The organism is Pseudomonas sp. B12(2026), assembly GCF_057767015.1.
On sequence record NZ_CM173430.1, the window covers coordinates 1,078,250 to 1,095,113 of the forward strand.

At 67.6% G+C, this 16,864-nt stretch carries 14 protein-coding genes; 9 read left to right on the top strand and 5 right to left on the bottom strand.

What is annotated here, in order from left to right:
* Positions 1 to 265 precede the first annotated feature (265 nt).
* Positions 266 to 1,195 carry an IS110 family RNA-guided transposase gene (locus AC3B6A_RS05075; protein ID WP_488399089.1) on the top strand — a complete coding sequence of 310 codons (930 nt, stop codon included), beginning with the start codon at positions 266 to 268 and terminating at the stop codon, positions 1,193 to 1,195.
* A 78-nt stretch (positions 1,196 to 1,273) separates the two neighbouring features.
* On the opposite strand, the gene AC3B6A_RS05080 is transcribed toward AC3B6A_RS05075, so the two are convergent.
* From AC3B6A_RS05080 to gatC, 5 genes are all read right to left on the bottom strand, one after another.
* Entirely contained in the window at positions 1,274 to 1,660 is a 387-nt protein-coding gene (locus AC3B6A_RS05080; protein WP_488401212.1) for a carboxymuconolactone decarboxylase family protein, read from the bottom strand.
* Between the two features lie 8 nt (positions 1,661 to 1,668).
* Complete coding sequence (locus AC3B6A_RS05085) at positions 1,669 to 2,064, bottom strand: septal ring lytic transglycosylase RlpA family protein (protein WP_488401213.1); 396 nt, start codon at positions 2,062 to 2,064, stop codon at positions 1,669 to 1,671.
* A gap of 142 nt (positions 2,065 to 2,206) precedes the next feature.
* Entirely contained in the window at positions 2,207 to 3,652 is a 1,446-nt protein-coding gene (gene gatB / locus AC3B6A_RS05090) for an Asp-tRNA(Asn)/Glu-tRNA(Gln) amidotransferase subunit GatB (RefSeq protein WP_488401214.1), read from the bottom strand.
* 11 nt (positions 3,653 to 3,663) lie between these two features.
* Positions 3,664 to 5,118: an Asp-tRNA(Asn)/Glu-tRNA(Gln) amidotransferase subunit GatA gene (gene gatA, locus AC3B6A_RS05095; RefSeq protein WP_488401215.1), complete on the bottom strand. Its 1,455-nt coding sequence runs from the start codon at positions 5,116 to 5,118 to the stop codon at positions 3,664 to 3,666.
* Between the two features lie 19 nt (positions 5,119 to 5,137).
* A complete protein-coding gene (gene gatC / locus AC3B6A_RS05100; protein WP_015475813.1) occupies positions 5,138 to 5,425 on the bottom strand; it encodes an Asp-tRNA(Asn)/Glu-tRNA(Gln) amidotransferase subunit GatC in 288 nt (95 codons plus the stop codon).
* Positions 5,426 to 5,666: 241 nt separating this feature from the next.
* Here gatC and mreB point away from each other — a divergent pair, with 241 nt between their 5' ends.
* The 8 genes from mreB (at position 5,667) to tldD (ending at position 16,825) form a co-directional block, all read left to right on the top strand.
* On the top strand, positions 5,667 to 6,704 hold the full coding sequence (mreB, locus tag AC3B6A_RS05105; protein ID WP_017518164.1) for a rod shape-determining protein MreB: 1,038 nt from the start codon (positions 5,667 to 5,669) through the stop codon (positions 6,702 to 6,704).
* 130 nt (positions 6,705 to 6,834) lie between these two features.
* Positions 6,835 to 7,854: a rod shape-determining protein MreC gene (gene mreC / locus AC3B6A_RS05110; RefSeq protein WP_488401216.1), complete on the top strand. Its 1,020-nt coding sequence runs from the start codon at positions 6,835 to 6,837 to the stop codon at positions 7,852 to 7,854.
* Entirely contained in the window at positions 7,854 to 8,342 is a 489-nt protein-coding gene (mreD, locus tag AC3B6A_RS05115; protein ID WP_488401217.1) for a rod shape-determining protein MreD, read from the top strand. The genes mreC and mreD overlap by 1 nt, the downstream gene beginning before the upstream one ends.
* A gap of 67 nt (positions 8,343 to 8,409) precedes the next feature.
* Positions 8,410 to 8,991 carry a Maf family protein gene (locus tag AC3B6A_RS05120; RefSeq protein ID WP_488401218.1) on the top strand — a complete coding sequence of 194 codons (582 nt, stop codon included), beginning with the start codon at positions 8,410 to 8,412 and terminating at the stop codon, positions 8,989 to 8,991.
* Positions 8,992 to 9,037: 46 nt separating this feature from the next.
* Positions 9,038 to 10,495, top strand: a complete 1,458-nt coding sequence (rng, locus tag AC3B6A_RS05125) for a ribonuclease G (protein WP_488401219.1) — start codon at positions 9,038 to 9,040, stop codon at positions 10,493 to 10,495.
* A gap of 148 nt (positions 10,496 to 10,643) precedes the next feature.
* Positions 10,644 to 14,462, top strand: coding sequence for a YhdP family protein (locus tag AC3B6A_RS05130; protein ID WP_488403519.1), 3,819 nt, complete (start codon positions 10,644 to 10,646; stop codon positions 14,460 to 14,462).
* A 54-nt stretch (positions 14,463 to 14,516) separates the two neighbouring features.
* A complete protein-coding gene (locus tag AC3B6A_RS05135; RefSeq protein WP_488401220.1) occupies positions 14,517 to 15,365 on the top strand; it encodes a carbon-nitrogen hydrolase family protein in 849 nt (282 codons plus the stop codon).
* A 2-nt stretch (positions 15,366 to 15,367) separates the two neighbouring features.
* Positions 15,368 to 16,825, top strand: coding sequence for a metalloprotease TldD (tldD, locus tag AC3B6A_RS05140; protein ID WP_488401221.1), 1,458 nt, complete (start codon positions 15,368 to 15,370; stop codon positions 16,823 to 16,825).
* Positions 16,826 to 16,864 lie beyond the last annotated feature (39 nt).

Consider the following 16,864-nt stretch of genomic DNA (forward strand, 5'->3'; position numbering starts at 1 on the left):
TCCGAGACGTTCTCCTGTAGGCGCGGATTCATCCGCGATGCTCTTCGCGGACAAGGTCCGCTTGTGTCTGCTGACTTCGGTAGGATCGAAGGTGAGAGCGGCGGGAAGCAAGCTGCAGGTCCGCAGTGTTAGCAGCACGAGTAGGAGCCCAAGCTGCCTCCCGCCGTCCTCTGACCAAAGCCCGAACAGTTGAACGAGTACAACCTCGAACCACAAGCGTGGGCAGTCAGAGCGCTCTCGCCATGTAGTTTACGAGGGTTGAAGCATGACGTGTTGGATCGGTATCGATGTTGCCAAGGACTCGCTGGCCGTATGGTTCCGCCCACAGGGCAGGAGCTTGAGCGTTTCCAATGACGAAGCGGGACATCAGCAGTTAGTGACGCTCTTCGCCGAGGAGAAGCCCGGCCGCATTGTGCTGGAGGCTACCGGTGGATATGAGCGAGGCGTCCTGCATGCCTTGTCCCGAGCCGGCCACGCAGTCTCTCGCTTGAATCCCACACGGGTTCGGGCGTTTGCTACCGCCATGGGCAAGTTGGCCAAGACCGACCCCATCGATGCGGCCGTCCTGGCGCATCTGGCCCAAACGCTGGAGGAAGCCCCCAGTACGGTTCTTTCGCCGGAGCGCCGGCGGCTGCGAGAGCTGGTGCAACGTCGCGAGCAACTGGTTGGGCAGCGCGATGATGAGCGCCGGCGCCTGCAGCAGGCCAACGACCCCTTCGTTCGCCAATGCCTGGAGGACGCCATCAAGGCCTTGAAGGCCAGAATTTGCAGCTATGACGAGCAAATCGCCGAGGCCATGGCTACGGTGGACTCCGAGCAGGTCCAGCAACTCAGTCAGGTCAAGGGCGTAGGCCCGGTAACCGTCGCAGGATTACTGGCTTACCTGCCAGAACTGGGACAACTCAACCGTCGCCAGATCGCCGCCCTGGTCGGCTTGGCCCCTTACAACAGCGACAGCGGCCAGAAATCGGGGCAACGCCGTATCCGCGGAGGGCGCGGCATGATTCGACGCATCCTCTACATGGCAACCTGGTCGGTCATTCGTTACCAGAAGAGCTTCGCTCTTCGTTATCACGGCCTACGCGAAAACGGCCGATGCGCCAAAGTCGCGTTGGTGGCCTGCATGCGAGTTCTGATCGTACGGCTCAATGCGATGGTCCGGGACGGCACTTGCTGGAGAACTGACTTCGAGTAAAAGACAGTTGCTCCTACGCAAAGCCACGCCGGCTCCGAGCGTAGGAGGCGTAGGCCATTGCGCCCACGAGGCGCTGGATCAGGCCTGCCGATCCGCCTGCCAGGCGTCGATCACTTCCTGCGCCGCGCGGAAGGCGTCGATGGCCGCCGGAACCCCGGCATAGACCGCGCAGTGCAGCAGCGCTTCGCGAATCTCCTCCACCGTGCAGCCGTTGTTCAGTGCGCCGCGCACGTGGCCTTTCAGCTCCTGCGGGCACTTCAGTGCGGTCAGCGCGGCCAGGGTGATCAGGCTGCGGGTCTTGCGTGGCAGGCCTTCGCGGTTCCACACCCCGCCCCAGGCGTGCTCGTTGACGAAGTCCTGCAGCGGCTGGGTGAAGTCGGTGGCGTTGTTCAGCGCGCGGTCGACGAAGGCGTCGCCCATCACTTCGCGGCGGACCTGTTCGCCGGGGATGCGGTTGTCGTTCATGAATGCTCCTAGTCGAGTGCTTCCAGGCGTACCGGCGCGATGCCGGTGCGCAACATGTTCAGGCGTTCGGCGGCGCCGCGGGAGAGGTCGATGATCCGTCCGCGGCCGAAGGGACCGCGGTCGTTGACCCGCACCACCACGCTGCGGCCGTTGTCGAGGTTGGTGACCTTCAGCCGGGTGCCGAAGGGCAGGGTACGGTGCGCGGCGGTCAGGGCGTGCTGGTTGAAGCGTTCGCCGCTGGCGGTGCGCCTGCCGTGGTGCGCCTTGCCGTAGTAGGAGGCGGTGCCCTCGACGCGATAGCCGTGGCCGGAGACCTCCGCATCGCGCTCGTAGGAGGGGGTGCTGCAGCCGGCCAGCAGGGCCAGGCCGGCGAGAAGCGAGAGAGTCGGGAGTGAACGCCACATGACGGAGCTTCCAGGGGACGATTTACCCGGCACGGCTGCCGACGTTCCAGTCGCAGCAACGGGTTCCGATCCGGCCATCCCTGGCCGGCCGTTCGCCGGGCCAACGCCTGCGTTGGCACTCTTCTGGAAAAGAAGGGGCGACTTACCCTTCGAGCTTCTTCTTCAGCAGTTCGTTCACCTGGCCGGGGTTGGCCTTGCCCTTGGAGGCCTTCATCGCCTGGCCGACGAAGAAACCGAACATCTTGCCGCGCTTGGCTTCGTCGCTGGCGCGGTACTGTTCGACCTGCTCGGCGTTGGCCGCCAGCACCTCGTCGAGCATCTTGTCGATGGCGCCGGTGTCGGTGACCTGCTTCAGGCCCTTGGCCTCGATGATCGCATCGGCCGAACCTTCACCAGCGGCCATGGCCTCGAAGACCATCTTGGCGATCTTGCCGGAGATGGTGTTGTCCTTGATGCGCAGGATCATGCCGCCCAGGTGCTCGGCGGAAACCGGCGACTGCTCGATCTCCAGGCCGTCCTTGTTGAGCAGGCTGGAGAGCTCGCCCATCACCCAGTTGGCGGCCAGCTTGGCGTCGCCGCAGATGCCCTGCACCTGCTCGAAGTAGTCGGCCATCTCACGGCTGGCGGAGAGCACGCTGGCGTCGTAGGCGGACAGGCCGTACTGGCTCTCGAAGCGCTCGCGCTTCTGGTCCGGCAGTTCCGGCAGCTGCGCGCGCAGGCCGTCGAGGAAGGCGCGCTCGATCACCACCGGCAGCAGGTCCGGGCAGGGGAAGTAGCGGTAGTCGTTGGCTTCTTCCTTGCTGCGCATGGAGCGCGTCTCGTCCTTGTTCGGGTCGTACAGGCGGGTTTCCTGCACCACCTTGCCGCCGTCCTCGATCAGGTCGATCTGGCGCTGCACTTCGTGGTTGATCGCCCGCTCGATGAAGCGGAAGGAGTTGACGTTCTTGATCTCGGCGCGGGTGCCGAACTCGGCCTGGCCCTTCGGCCGCACCGAGACGTTGCAGTCGCAGCGCAGCGAGCCTTCGGCCATGTTGCCGTCGCAGATGCCCAGGTAGCGCACCAGCGCGTGGATCGCCTTGACGTAGGCCACGGCTTCCTTGGCGCTGCGGATGTCCGGCTCGGAGACGATCTCCAGCAGCGGCGTGCCGGCGCGGTTCAGGTCGATGCCGCTCATGCCGTGGAAGTCTTCGTGCAGGCTCTTGCCGGCGTCCTCTTCCAGGTGCGCGCGGGTGATGCCGACGCGCTTGACGGTGCCGTCTTCCAGGGTGATGTCCAGGTGCCCCTTGCCGACGATGGGGTGGTCCATCTGGCTGGTCTGGTAGCCCTTGGGCAGGTCCGGGTAGAAGTAGTTCTTCCGCGCGAAGACGTTGCGCCCGGCGATTTCGGCGTTGATCGCCAGGCCGAACTGGCAGGCCATGCGCACGGCCTCCTGGTTCAGCACCGGCAGGGTGCCGGGCATGGCCAGGTCGATCAGGCTGGCCTGGGTGTTCGGGGCGGCGCCGAAGGTGGTGGCGCTACCGGAGAAGATCTTCGATTGGGTGGAGAGCTGTGCGTGGATTTCCAGCCCGATCACGGTTTCCCATTGCATCTATATGGTCCTCAGAATCCGGCCGGAGCTTGTTTGTGCCAGTCGCTGACCAGCTGGTACTGGTGCGCGACGTTGAGCAGGCGGCCTTCCTGGAAGTATGGCGCGAGCAGCTGGACACCCACCGGCAGGCCGTCGACGAAGCCGGCGGGCATGGACAGGCCCGGGATGCCGGCGAGGTTGGCGGTGATGGTGTAGATGTCTTCCAGGTACTGGGCGACCGGGTCGTTGTTCTTCTCGCCCAGTTTCCAGGCCGGGTTCGGCGTGGTCGGGCCGAGGATCACGTCGACCTCGGCGAAGGCGCTGACGAAGTCGTTCTTGATCAGGCGGCGGATCTTCTGCGCCTTCAGGTAATAGGCGTCGTAGTAGCCGGCGGACAGCGCGTAGGTGCCGACCATGATGCGGCGCTTCACCTCGGCGCCGAAGCCTTCGGCGCGGGAGCGCTTGTACAGGTCTTCGAGGTTCTGCGGGTTCTCGCAGCGGTAGCCGTAGCGCACGCCGTCGAAGCGCGACAGGTTGGAGCTGGCCTCGGCCGGCGCGATCACATAATAGGCAGGGATCGCGTGCTGCATGTTCGGCAGGGAGATTTCCTTGACCACCGCGCCGAGCTGCTTGAGCTGCTCGACCACCTTCATCACCGCGTCGGCAATGCGGCTGTCCAGGCCGGCGCCGAAGTATTCCTTCGGCAGGCCGATGCGCAGGCCGGTCAGCGGTTTGCTCAGGGCGGCCAGGTAGTCGTCCACCGGCTGGTCGACGCTGGTGGAGTCCTTCGGGTCGAAGCCGGCCATGGCGCCGAGCATCAGCGCGCAGTCCTCGGCGGTGCGGGCCAGCGGGCCGCCCTGGTCGAGGCTGGAGGCGTAGGCGATCATGCCCCAGCGGGATACGCGGCCGTAGGTCGGCTTGATGCCGGTGAGGTTGGTCAGCGCCGCCGGCTGGCGGATCGAGCCGCCAGTGTCGGTGCCGGTGGCGGCCGGGATCAGGCGTGCGGCCACGGCGGCGGCGGAACCGCCGGAGGAGCCGCCCGGCACGCGGGAGGTGTCCCAGGGGTTCTTCACCGCGCCGTAGTGGCTGGATTCGTTGGCCGAGCCCATGGCGAACTCGTCCATGTTCAGCTTGCCCAGGCTCACGGTGCCGGCGTCGGCCAGGCGCTCGACGACGGTGGCGTCGTAGGGCGAGACGAAGGCGTCGAGGATCTTCGAGCCGCAGCTGGTGCGCACGCCCTCGGTGCAGAACAGGTCCTTGTGGGCGATCGGCGCACCGAGCAGGGCGCCGGTCTCGCCCTTGGCGCGCCGTTCGTCGGCGGCCCTGGCCTGGGCCAGGGCGAGTTCCTCGGTGACGGTGATGAAACTGTTCAGCTGCGGGTCGAGCTGCTGGATGCGCGCAAGCAGGGCAGTGGCCAGTTCCTGGGCGGAGAATTGCTTGTCGGCGAGTCCGCGGGCGACTTCGGCGAGGGTCAGTTGATGCAGCATGTGTCCGTGTCCTTAGCGCTTACTCGATGACTTTCGGGACGAGATAGAGCCCGTCTTCCACGGCCGGGGCGATGGCCTGGTAGGCTTCGCGGCGGTTTTCCTCGGTGACCGCGTCGGCGCGCAGGCGCTGGGTGGCCTCCAGCGGGTGGGCCAGGGGCTCCACGCCGTCGGTGTCGACCGCCTGCATGGCGTCGATCAGGCCGAGGATGTTGTTGAGGGTGTCGGTGGTGCGCGAAATGTCGGCTTCCTCCAGGCCCAGGCGGGCGAGGTGGGCGATCTTTTCCACGTCGGAGCGTTCAAGCGCCATCGAGGTCTCCAGCTAGAGCGGCCAGGCTCGAACTGGTCCTGGCCGGACGGAATTTGTGGGGCAGGGAACAGAACCCGCGGCAGACAGTCGAAGGCCGCTGGGACGGGCGCTGCAGGCCCGGAGAAACGAGGAATCTAGCATAAATTGCCGCCTTGCCCAAAATCCCCGTGATTGTTAGAGTTTGCCGCACTTTTTTACCCGCGCATTTTTCACCCACGCTCCACCTACGGGTTTCTTTCCAATGTTCAAAAAACTGCGTGGCATGTTTTCCAGTGATCTGTCGATCGACCTGGGCACTGCCAATACCCTTATTTATGTGCGCGAGCGCGGCATCGTCCTGAACGAGCCGTCCGTGGTCGCCATCCGCAGCCACGGCAGCCAGAAGAGCGTGGTGGCCGTCGGTACCGAAGCCAAGCGCATGCTGGGCCGTACCCCGGGCAACATTGCTGCCATTCGCCCGATGAAGGACGGCGTGATCGCCGATTTCAGCGTCTGCGAGAAGATGCTGCAGTACTTCATCAACAAGGTTCACGAGAACAGCTTCCTGCAGCCCAGCCCGCGCGTGCTGATCTGCGTGCCGTGCAAGTCCACCCAGGTTGAACGCCGCGCCATCCGCGAATCGGCCCTGGGCGCCGGCGCCCGCGAGGTGTACCTGATCGAAGAACCGATGGCCGCGGCCATCGGCGCCGGCCTGCCGGTGGAAGAGGCCCGTGGTTCCATGGTCGTCGACATCGGCGGCGGCACCACCGAGATCGCCCTGATCTCCCTCAACGGCGTGGTCTACGCCGAATCCGTCCGCGTCGGCGGCGACCGCTTCGACGAAGCCATCGTCACCTACGTGCGCCGCAACTACGGCAGCCTGATCGGCGAATCCACCGCCGAGCGCATCAAGCAGGAAATCGGCACCGCCTTCCCGGGCGGCGAAGTCCGCGAAGTCGACGTCCGTGGCCGCAACCTGGCCGAAGGCGTACCGCGCAGCTTCACCCTGAACTCCAACGAAGTGCTCGAAGCGCTGCAGGAATCCCTGGCGACCATCGTCCAGGCGGTCAAGAGCGCCCTGGAGCAGTCCCCGCCGGAACTGGCTTCCGACATCGCCGAGCGCGGCCTGGTGCTGACCGGCGGTGGCGCGCTGCTGCGCGACCTGGACAAGCTGCTGGCCCAGGAAACCGGCCTGCCGGTGATCGTCGCCGAGGACCCGCTGACCTGCGTGGCCCGTGGCGGCGGCAAGGCGCTGGAAATGATGGATCGCCACTCCATGGACCTGCTTTCCACCGAATAAGGTGGGAGCCCTGGAGAGGTCGGTTGACCTTTCGCCCGGGCGGGTGGAACTTCAACCGACCTCGCACAGCTAGGAGCCGGTCATCAAACCGATATTCTCCAAAGGGCCCTCGCTGGGCGCGCGCCTGCTGGTGCTCGCCGTCCTGTCGGTCGCCTTGATGGTGGTCGACGCCCGCTTCGATTATCTCAAGCCGGTACGCAGCCAGATGGGGCTGGTGCTGACTCCCTTCTATGGCATCGCCGATATCCCGGTTCGCGCCTGGGAAGGCGTGCGTGACCAGTTCACCAGCCGCAGCGAGCTGCTCGCCGAGAACGAGCGCCTGAAGGCCGAGCAACTGCTGATGCAGCGCCGCCTGCAGAAGCTGGCCACCCTGACCGAACAGAACGTGCGCCTGCGCGAACTGCTCAACTCCTCCGCCCTGGTCGACGACAAGGTGCTGGTGGGCGAGCTGATCGGCGTCGACCCCAACCCGTTCACCCAGCGCATACTGATCGACAAGGGCGAGAAGGACGGCGTGTTCCAGGGCCAGCCGGTGCTCGACGCCAGCGGCCTGATGGGGCAGGTGGTCGAGGTGCTGCCCTACGCCGCCCGCGTCCTGCTGCTGACCGACACCACCCACAGCATTCCGGTACAGGTGAACCGCAATGGCCTGCGCGCCATCGCCGTGGGCACCGGCAACCCGGAACGTCTGGAGCTGCGCTACGTCGCCGATACCGCCGACATCAAGGAAGGCGACCTGCTGGTCAGCTCCGGCCTTGGCCAGCGCTTCCCCGCCGGCTATCCGGTGGCCACCGTCAAGGAAGTGCTGCACGACACCGGCGGGCCTTTCGCCACCATCCGCGCCGTGCCCACCGCGAAGATGAACCGCAGCCGCTATGTGCTGCTGGTCTTCAGCGACAGCCGCACCCCCGAGCAGCGCGCCACCGATGCCGCCGAGGCGCAGGCCGAGGCTGACCGCAAGGCCGCCGAGTCCACCGCCCCGGCCCAGCCCGGAACCGCTGCCGCCGCGCCCGCACCTGCGCCCGCGCCGACACAGGACGCCGCTCATCCGGCGGCCCCCGCCGCCAGGCCGGCGCATCCGTCCAGCGCCAGTGGCGCCGCGCCGGTGGCTCCGGCTCCGGCGCAATCCGACGCAGGGAAACGTCACTGATGGCCGCCCAGGGCGCGCAAAACGGCTGGGCGATCTGGCTCAGCCTGCTCCTGGCGCTGATGCTCTCGGTGGCGCCGATGCCCAGTTTCATGGAGATCGGCCGGCCGCTGTGGCTGGCGATGTTCCTGACCTACTGGGTGCTCTACCTGCCGCACAAGGTCGGCATGCTCAGCGCCTGGGTGCTGGGCCTGGCCGAGGATGTGCTCTACGGCACCCTGCTGGGGCAGAACGCGCTGGTCCTCAGCCTGATCATTTTCCTGGTGCTGTCGCTGCACCAGCGCTTGCGGATGTTCCCCATCTGGCAGCAATGCCTGGTGCTGCTGGTGGTGTTCGGCCTGGCACAGCTGGTCCAGCTCTGGCTCAGCGCCTTGACCGGCAACCGTCCGCCGACCCTGGCGTTCCTGCTGCCGGCGCTGGTCAGTGCCCTGCTCTGGCCGTGGGTCTACACGCTGCTCCGGGCCCTGCGCCTGCGCCTGAACATCAACTGAGGCCCCGCTGCGGGGCGTTTCGCCGGGTCTGGCGCCACTTGCGCCGGAGCGGTTTCGGGAGTCTCCGATGTCCTTGTACCTCGCTTCCAGTTCGCCGCGCCGCCGCGAGCTGCTGGCCCAGATCGGTCTGCCGTTTCATATCGTGCCCGCCTCCATCGACGAAACGATCGAGGAAGGCGAGTCGGCCACCGCCTATGTCGAGCGGCTGGCGCGCGGCAAGGCGCTGGCGGGGCTGAACTTCCTCGCGCAGCGGGCGGATGTCTGCGTGCTGGGCGCCGATACCGCCGTCGTGCTCGACGGGCGCATCCTCGGCAAGCCGGCCGATCGCGCCGACGCCGTGGCCATGCTGCAGCTGCTGTCCGGCCGCGAACACGAGGTGCTCACCGCGGTGGCCGTGGCCAACCGCGACCGCTGCGAGGCGCGGGTCGTCAGCAGCCGCGTGACCTTCCGCGGCGTTTCGCTGGCGGAGGCCGAGCGCTATTGGGAGACTGGCGAGCCGCAGGACAAGGCGGGTGGCTATGCTATCCAGGGGCTCGCGGCAGTCTTCGTCAGCCGCGTGGAGGGCAGCTACAGCGCCGTGGTCGGCCTGCCGCTGTGCGAAACTGCGGCACTGCTGGCTGACTTCTCCATCCCTTGCTGGCAGTCTTGATCACGAAGTAGCGCTGCACGACTCCGGGCGCGATAAGGAAGGGCGCATGAGCGAAGAGATCCTGATCAATATCACGCCGATGGAATCGCGCGTGGCGGTGGTGGAGAACGGCGTCCTGCAGGAGGTCCACGTCGAGCGCACGTTGCGCCGCGGGATCGTCGGCAACATCTACAAGGGCAAGGTCGTGCGCGTGCTGCCGGGCATGCAGGCGGCCTTCGTCGACGTCGGCCTGGAACGCGCGGCCTTCATCCATGCGGCCGAGATATCCACCCGCGAAGGCAGCGCGGTGGAGAACATCGGCGCGCTGGTGCACGAGGGCCAGAGCCTGGTGGTGCAGGTCACCAAGGACCCCATCGGCACCAAGGGCGCGCGCCTGACCACCCACCTGTCGATTCCGTCGCGCTACCTGGTGTACATGCCGCGCACCAGCCACGTCGGCATTTCCCTGAAGATCGAGGACGAAGTCGAGCGCGAGCGCCTCAAGCAGGTGGTGGCCAAGTGCGTGGCGGCCGAAGGCATCGTCGAGCAGGGCGGCTTCATCCTGCGCACCGCCGCCGAGGGCGCCGGGGAGGACGAAATCCTCGCCGACATCCGCTACCTGCGCCGCCTGTGGGACCAGATCGCCGCGCAGATCCAGACCGTCGGCGCGCCGACCCTGATCTACGAGGACCTGTCCCTGGCCCTGCGCACCCTGCGCGACCTGGTCAATCCGCGGATCGAGAAGATCCGCGTCGATTCGCGGGAGAACTTCCACAAGATCACGCAGTTCGTCGAAGAACTGATGCCGGAAATCGCCGACCGCCTGGAGCACTACCCCGGCGAGCGGCCGATCTTCGACCTCTACGGGGTCGAGGACGAGGTGCAGAAGGCGCTGGAGCGCAAGGTCCTGCTCAAGTCCGGCGGCTACCTGATCATCGACCCGACCGAGGCGATGACCACCATCGACGTGAACACCGGCGCCTTCGTCGGCCACCGCAATCTCGAAGAGACCATCTTCAAGACCAACCTCGAGGCCGCCACCGCCATCGCCCGCCAGCTGCGCCTGCGCAACCTGGGCGGGATCATCATCATCGATTTCATCGACATGGAAGACGAAGAGCACCGCCGCCAGGTCCTGCGGACCCTGGAGAAGCAGCTCGAACGCGACCATGCCAAGACCAACATCATCGGCATCACCGAACTGGGCCTGGTGCAGATGACCCGCAAGCGCACCCGCGAAAGCCTGGTGCAGGTGCTCTGCGAGCCCTGCCCGAGCTGCCAGGGGCGCGGCATGCTGAAGACCGCCGAGACCATCTGCTACGAGATCTTCCGCGAAATCCTCCGCGAGGCCCGCGCCTACCAGGCCGATTCCTACCTGGTGCTGGCCAACCAGAAGGTGGTGGACCGCCTGCTCGACGAGGAGTCGGGCAACGTCGCCGATCTGGAGGTGTTCATCGGCCGGCCCATCAAGTTCCAGGTCGAGGCCATGTACTCCCAGGAACAGTACGACGTTGTCCTGCTTTGAGGGGCAGGTCCCAATGTCCTGGCTCCCCGTGGTGCGACGCTCTGCAACGGGCGTTTGCGGAGCTTTCGACGACCCGCGCTGTCAGACGGGGTTCGCTACGTATGGCCGGGAGCCAGTTCGATGACCGTTCGCCTTCTTCCACGGGTGCCTGACTGACATGGGGCGCCTGTTCGCTGCGTCGCTGCGGGTGGTCCTGGGGCTGCTGGCCCTGGGGCTGGTGCTGCTCGCGCTGTACGTCAGCCTGGGGCGCCATCTGGTGCCGCTGGTGGCCGAGTACCGCGACGACCTGGCGCAGCGGGCCGCCGCCCAGCTCGGCCTGCCGGTGACCATCGGCGCGCTCGAAGGCCACTGGCAGGGCTTCGGCCCGATCATCGTGGTGCGCGATATCCAGCTGGGCGAGGGCAACGATGCGCTGCGCCTGGAGCACGTGCGCCTGACTCCCGACATCCTCGGCAGCCTGATGGCGCGCCAGCCGCGTATCGATAGCCTGGAGCTGGAAGGCCTGCAGCTCACCCTGCGCGAGGACGAACAGGGCCAGTGGCGCGCCGACGGGCTGCCCAGCCGCGGCGGCGACACCGATCCGCGCCGGCTGATCGACCTGCTGCTGGCGCCGCGCCGCCTGTCGCTGATGGACAGCCAACTGACCGTGCTGCCGCAGGGCGCCGAGCCCCTGTCGCTGAGCTATGTCGGCATGACCTTGTACAGCGGCGGCCGCCAGCACCTCGACGCGCGCCTGACGCTGCCGGACGGCCAGCCCGTCGCGGCCCGCCTGGAATCCCGCCTGAACCGCGACGACTGGCGGCAGAGCTCGGCGGACGCCTATCTGAGCCTGCCGCAGACGGACTGGTCGAAGTGGCTGCCCGGGCGCCTGACCGGGGCCTGGAAACTCTCCGAACTCAAGGCCGGCGGCGAGTTCTGGACGAGCATCGAGAAGGGCGTGCCGGTCTCGGCCGTTGCGCGCCTCAATGCGCCGGCGATCAAGGTCGCGCTGGGCGAACAGAAGCCCGTCAGCCTGGGCGATCTCGGCGTGAGCCTGTATTTCCAGCGCAACGGCGAGGACTTCGACCTGCGCGTCGCCGACCTGGCGGCCAACCTGGGCGATACCCGCTGGGGCGAGGCGGAACTGTCCCTGACGCGGCGGATGAAGGACGAGGAGCACTGGCAACTGCAGGCCGACCGCCTCGACCTGACCCCGCTGGGCCCGATGATCACCGCCCTGGCGCCGTTGCCGGACAAGATCGTCGAGTGGCTCGACGGGCTGCAGCCGCGCGGCGTGCTGCACAACCTCAACTTCGACTACTGGCCGCAGCGCGAGGGCGCCGAGCGCCTGACCTACGCCGCCAACCTGGAGAAGGTCGGCGTCAGCGCCTTCCATGAAGTGCCGGCGGTGGCCAACGTCGACGGCACCGTCAGCGGCAATCTCGGCGGCGGCCAGCTGGACGCCTCGGCCCAGGACTTCATGCTGCACCTGGCGACCCTGTTCCCCGAGCCCTGGCATTACCGCAGCGCCCATGCGCGCCTGTTCTTCCAGCTCAACGACGAGGCCTTCACCCTCGGCAGCCACCTGATGAAGGTCGAGGGCGAGGAGGGCAACCTCGCCGGTGACATGCTGATCCGCCTGATGCGCGACCCGGCGCTGGAGGACTACATGGACCTGCGGGTCGCCATCAGCAACGGCGACGCGCGCTTCACCAGCCGCTACCTGCCCACGGTCATCCCGCAGATGAGCAGGAACCTCGCCGACTGGCTGAAGAGCTCGATCAAGGGCGGGCGCATCGAGCAGGGCTACTTCCTCTGGCAGGGCTCGCTGCAGAAGGGTTCGGCGCCCGAGTCGCACGCCCTGAGCCTGTACTTCAAGGTCCACGATGGCGAGCTCGACTACCAGCCGGGCTGGCCGGCCCTGAGCAAGGCCGAGGGTGAGGTGCGGGTGGAGGACACCGGCGTCAGCATCACCGCGCAGTCCGGGCAGATACTCGACAGCCAGGTGCGCAACGTGTCGGTGGCGATTCCCCATGTACCGAGCGGCGAGGTTTCCCACCTGCACGTGGATGGCGACATCGACAGCAACCTGGGCGATGGCCTGAAGATCCTCCAGGACTCGCCCATCGGCGCGAACCAGACCTTCGCCGGCTGGCAGGGCGAAGGCGACCTCGGTGGCCACCTCAATCTCGATATCCCGCTGGCCAAGGACCAGGCCAGGCAGGCGCGGGTCATCGTCGACTTCGCCACCGAGTCCGCGCGGTTGAAGATCGCCCGGCCCGAGCTCGATCTCGAACGGCTGCAGGGCCAGTTCCGCTACGACACCGACAGCGGCCTGAGTGCGCAGAACGTCTCGGCCCAGGTGCTGGGCAGCCGGATCACCGGCAGGATTCGCGCCGAAGGGCGCAATGGCGCGCCGCGCAGCCGCGTGCTGGTGGGCGGGCAGATGCCGGTCAGGAGCCTGCTGGGCTGGGCCAAGGTGCAGAAGCAACTGCCGGTGGACGGTCGCATTCCGTTCCAGTTGAACCTGCTGCTGGACGGCAGGGACAGCCAGTTGCAGGTCACCTCCAACCTGCAGGGCGTCGCCATCGACATGCCCGCGCCCTTCGGCAAGACCGCCGCCGAAACCCGCGAAAGCGAGTGGCGCATGACCCTCGACGGGCCGGAGCGGCGTTACTGGGCGACCTATGGCGACCGCGCCAGCCTGGCCTATGCCGCTCCGGCGGAGCAGCCGCTTGGCGGGCGCGGAGTCCTGCGCCTGGGCGGCGACCCCGCGCTGCTGCCGAACTGGAGCGGCCTGCAGGTGCGCGGCCGCGTCGATGAAGTGGATGCCGAGGCCTGGAAGGCCTTCCTGACGAAATACTCCAACAGCGGCGTCGAGGGTGCCGCCGGCCTGCTCCGTGGCGCCGACCTGCAGATCGGGCGGGTCACGGGCTTCGGACAGAGCCTGGACAATCTCAGCCTGGACCTCGCGCGGGTCGACAGCAGCTGGCAACTGGACCTGGGCAGCTCGCTGGTGTCCGGCAAGGTCACCGTGCCCGATGGCGGCAGCCGGCCGATCCAGGTCAAGCTGGACCGCATCGACCTGCCGAAGGGCGAGGCCATCGACTCGCCCGGCGCGGTGGTCGCCCCCGATCCCCTGGCCAACATCGATCCGCGCTCGCTGCCGGCCATGGATGTGTCGATCCGCCAGGTCATCAAGGCCGGAAAGCCGGTCGGCGCCTGGAGTTTCAACCTGCGGCCGACGCCGACCGGCACCAGCTTCAACAATGTGTCGCTCAACCTGCGCGGGCTGGCGGTCAAGGGCACGCTGCGCTGGGACGGCATGGCCGGCACGGCGCGCAGCAGCTTCCAGGGGCGCCTGGATGGCAAGAACCTGGCCGATGTGCTGACCGCCTGGGATTTCGCGCCCAGCGTCACCAGCGAGCGCTTCCGCGTCGATATCAACGGCAACTGGCCGGGGTCGCCGGCGGCGCTGAGCCTGCGGCGCTTCGGCGGCACCGTGGACGCCAGCCTGCGCAGGGGCGCGTTCGTCGAGGTGGAAGGCGGCGCCAACGCCCTGCGCGTGTTCGGCCTGCTCAACTTCAACGCCATCAACCGCCGCCTGCGCCTGGACTTCTCCGACCTGCTGGGCCGGGGCCTGAGCTACGACCGGGTAACCGGCGTGCTCACCGCCACCGATGGCGTGTTCTTCACCCGCGAACCGCTGCGCCTGACCGGGCCGTCGAGCACCCTGGAGCTGAACGGGACGCTGGACCTGGCCCACGACCAGATCGACGCCAGTCTGCTGGTGACCCTGCCGGTGACCAACAACCTGCCGCTGGCGGCGCTGATCGTCGGCGCGCCGGCGGTGGGCGGCGCGCTGTTCGTGGTGGACCAGCTGCTGGGCGACAAGGTCTCGCGCTTCGCCAGCGTGCGGTACAGCGTGAAAGGTCCGTGGCAGAGCCCGGTCATCACCTTCCAGCGCCCCTTCGAAGGCAGCCGTTGAGCAGAGTCGCCGGGCATCGGTTAGCATGACCTACGGACACAGCCGGAGCTAACCATGCCCATCGCCGTCATCCAGATGGTCAGCCAGGACGATGTCCTGGCCAATCTCGCCGCCGCTCGTCGCCTGCTCGAGCAGGCCGCCCGGGATGGCGCGCGTCTCGCGGTCCTGCCGGAGAACTTCGCCGCCATGGGCCGCCGCGATCTCGCCGAGCTCGGCCGTGCCGAGGCGAGGGGCGAGGGGCCGATCCTGCCCTGGTTGAAAAGCGCCGCCCGCGACCTCAGGTTGTGGATAGTCGGCGGAACCCTGCCGCTGCCCCCGGCCGGCCAGCCGGAGGCCAAGGCCAATGCCTGTTCGCTGCTGATCGACGATCGGGGCGAGGTGGCGGCGCGCTACGACAAGCTGCACCTGTTCGACGTGGACGTCGCCGACGCCCGTGGCCGCTATCGCGAGTCGGACGACTACGCCTTCGGCCAGCGCGTGGTGGTGGCCGACACGCCGGTCGGGCGCCTGGGGCTGACGGTCTGCTACGACCTGCGCTTCCCCGAGCTCTACACCGCGCTGCGCGAGGCCGGCGCGGAACTGATCAGCGCGCCGGCGGCCTTCACCGCGGTGACCGGCGCGGCGCACTGGGAAGTGCTGATCCGCGCCCGCGCCATCGAGACCCAGTGCTACCTGCTGGCGGCCGGGCAGGGCGGCACCCATCCCAAGGGACGGGAAACCTGGGGGCAATCGGCGATCGTCGATCCCTGGGGGCGTATTCTGGTCCAGCAGGCCAAGGGCGAGGCCGTTCTGCTGGCCGAGCGTGACAGCGGGGAGCAGGCGGCGGTCCGGCAGCGCATGCCGATTGCCCGGCACAGACGATTTTTCCCGCCGGTCGAACCGCGACCGGCGCGTACGGAGTAGATATGAGCGAACTGTTGTCATCCGTCAGCCAGCACCTGCTGACCCCCGGTGGCCTGGACATCGAGCGGTTGTCGCCGGTGCTGCATGAACTCAGCGGCCCGGGCATCGATGCGGCCGACCTGTACTTCCAGAGCCAGGTGTCCGAGTCCTGGATGCTCGAAGACGGCATCGTCAAGGAAGGCAGCTTCCACATGGACCAGGGCGTCGGCGTGCGCGCGCAGTCCGGCGAGAAAACCGGCTTCGCCTACAGCAATGCGATCACCCACGAGGCGCTGGTCCAGGCCGCCCGCGCGGCCCGTTCGATTTCCCGTGCCGGGCAGAATGGCCGGGTGCAGGCATTCAACGCCGTGGCGCCGCAGCGCCTGTACGCCGGCGAGAATCCGCTGGATGTGCTCAGCCGCGCGGAAAAGGTGGAACTGCTGCAGAAGATCGACGCCGCCACCCGCGCCCTCGACCCGCGCATCCAGCAGGTCACCGTGAGCCTCGCCGGCGTCTGGGACCAGGTGCTGGTCGCCGCGGCGGACGGCTCGCTGGCGGCGGACATCCGCCCGCTGGTGCGTTTCAACGTCAGCGTCATCGTCGAGCAGAACGGCCGTCGCGAGCGCGGCGGCCACGGCGGCGGCGGACGTACCGACTATCGCTACTTCTTAGAAAAGAATGGGCTGCAGGAAGTCCGCGCCATGAGCTACGCCCGCGAGGCGTTGCGCCAGGCGCTGGTCAACCTCGAAGCGGTGCCCGCGCCGGCCGGCAGCCTGCCGGTGGTGATGGGCGCCGGCTGGTCCGGGGTGCTGTTGCACGAAGCGGTGGGCCACGGCCTGGAAGGCGACTTCAACCGCAAGGGCAGCTCGGCCTACAGCGGCCGCATGGGCGAGAAGGTCGCCTCCGGCCTGTGCACCATCGTCGACGACGGCACCCTGGCCGGTCGCCGGGGTTCGCTGTCGGTGGACGACGAAGGCACGCCGACGAACTGCAACGTGCTGATCGAGAACGGCGTGCTCAAGGGCTACATGCAGGACAAGCTCAACGCCCGCCTGATGGGCGTTGCGCGCACCGGCAACGGCCGCCGCGAGTCCTACGCGCACCTGCCGATGCCGCGCATGACCAACACCTACATGCTGGCCGGGCAGAGCGAGCCGGAAGAAATCATCGCCAGCGTCGAGCGCGGCATCTACTGCGCCAACCTCGGCGGCGGCCAGGTGGACATCACCAGTGGCAAGTTCGTCTTCGCCACCAGCGAGGCCTACCTGATCGAGAACGGCAGGATCACCCGCCCGGTGAAGGGCGCGACCCTGATCGGCAACGGTCCGGAAGTGATGAGCCGGGTGTCCATGGTCGGCAACGACCTGGCGCTGGACAGCGGCGTGGGCACCTGCGGCAAGGACGGCCAGTCCGTGCCGGTCGGCGTCGGTCAGCCGACCCTGAAGATCGACGCGATCACCGTCGGCGGCACGGGCGCCTGAGGCCGTTGCGGGTGAGGCGGGTTGCGCGGGACGCGGCTG

Bases quoted from the DNA above. Each gene is read 5' to 3' on its own strand.
- AC3B6A_RS05075 (WP_488399089.1), top strand. From the start codon at position 266: ATGACGTGTTGGATCGGTATCGATGTTGCCAAGGACTCGCTGGCCGTA.
- AC3B6A_RS05080 (WP_488401212.1), bottom strand. From the start codon at position 1,660: ATGAACGACAACCGCATCCCCGGCGAACAGGTCCGCCGCGAAGTGATG.
- AC3B6A_RS05085 (WP_488401213.1), bottom strand. From the start codon at position 2,064: ATGTGGCGTTCACTCCCGACTCTCTCGCTTCTCGCCGGCCTGGCCCTG.
- gatB (WP_488401214.1), bottom strand. From the start codon at position 3,652: ATGCAATGGGAAACCGTGATCGGGCTGGAAATCCACGCACAGCTCTCC.
- gatA (WP_488401215.1), bottom strand. From the start codon at position 5,118: ATGCTGCATCAACTGACCCTCGCCGAAGTCGCCCGCGGACTCGCCGAC.
- gatC (WP_015475813.1), bottom strand. From the start codon at position 5,425: ATGGCGCTTGAACGCTCCGACGTGGAAAAGATCGCCCACCTCGCCCGC.
- mreB (WP_017518164.1), top strand. From the start codon at position 5,667: ATGTTCAAAAAACTGCGTGGCATGTTTTCCAGTGATCTGTCGATCGAC.
- mreD (WP_488401217.1), top strand. From the start codon at position 7,854: ATGGCCGCCCAGGGCGCGCAAAACGGCTGGGCGATCTGGCTCAGCCTG.
- AC3B6A_RS05120 (WP_488401218.1), top strand. From the start codon at position 8,410: ATGTCCTTGTACCTCGCTTCCAGTTCGCCGCGCCGCCGCGAGCTGCTG.
- rng (WP_488401219.1), top strand. From the start codon at position 9,038: ATGAGCGAAGAGATCCTGATCAATATCACGCCGATGGAATCGCGCGTG.
- AC3B6A_RS05135 (WP_488401220.1), top strand. From the start codon at position 14,517: ATGCCCATCGCCGTCATCCAGATGGTCAGCCAGGACGATGTCCTGGCC.
- tldD (WP_488401221.1), top strand. From the start codon at position 15,368: ATGAGCGAACTGTTGTCATCCGTCAGCCAGCACCTGCTGACCCCCGGT.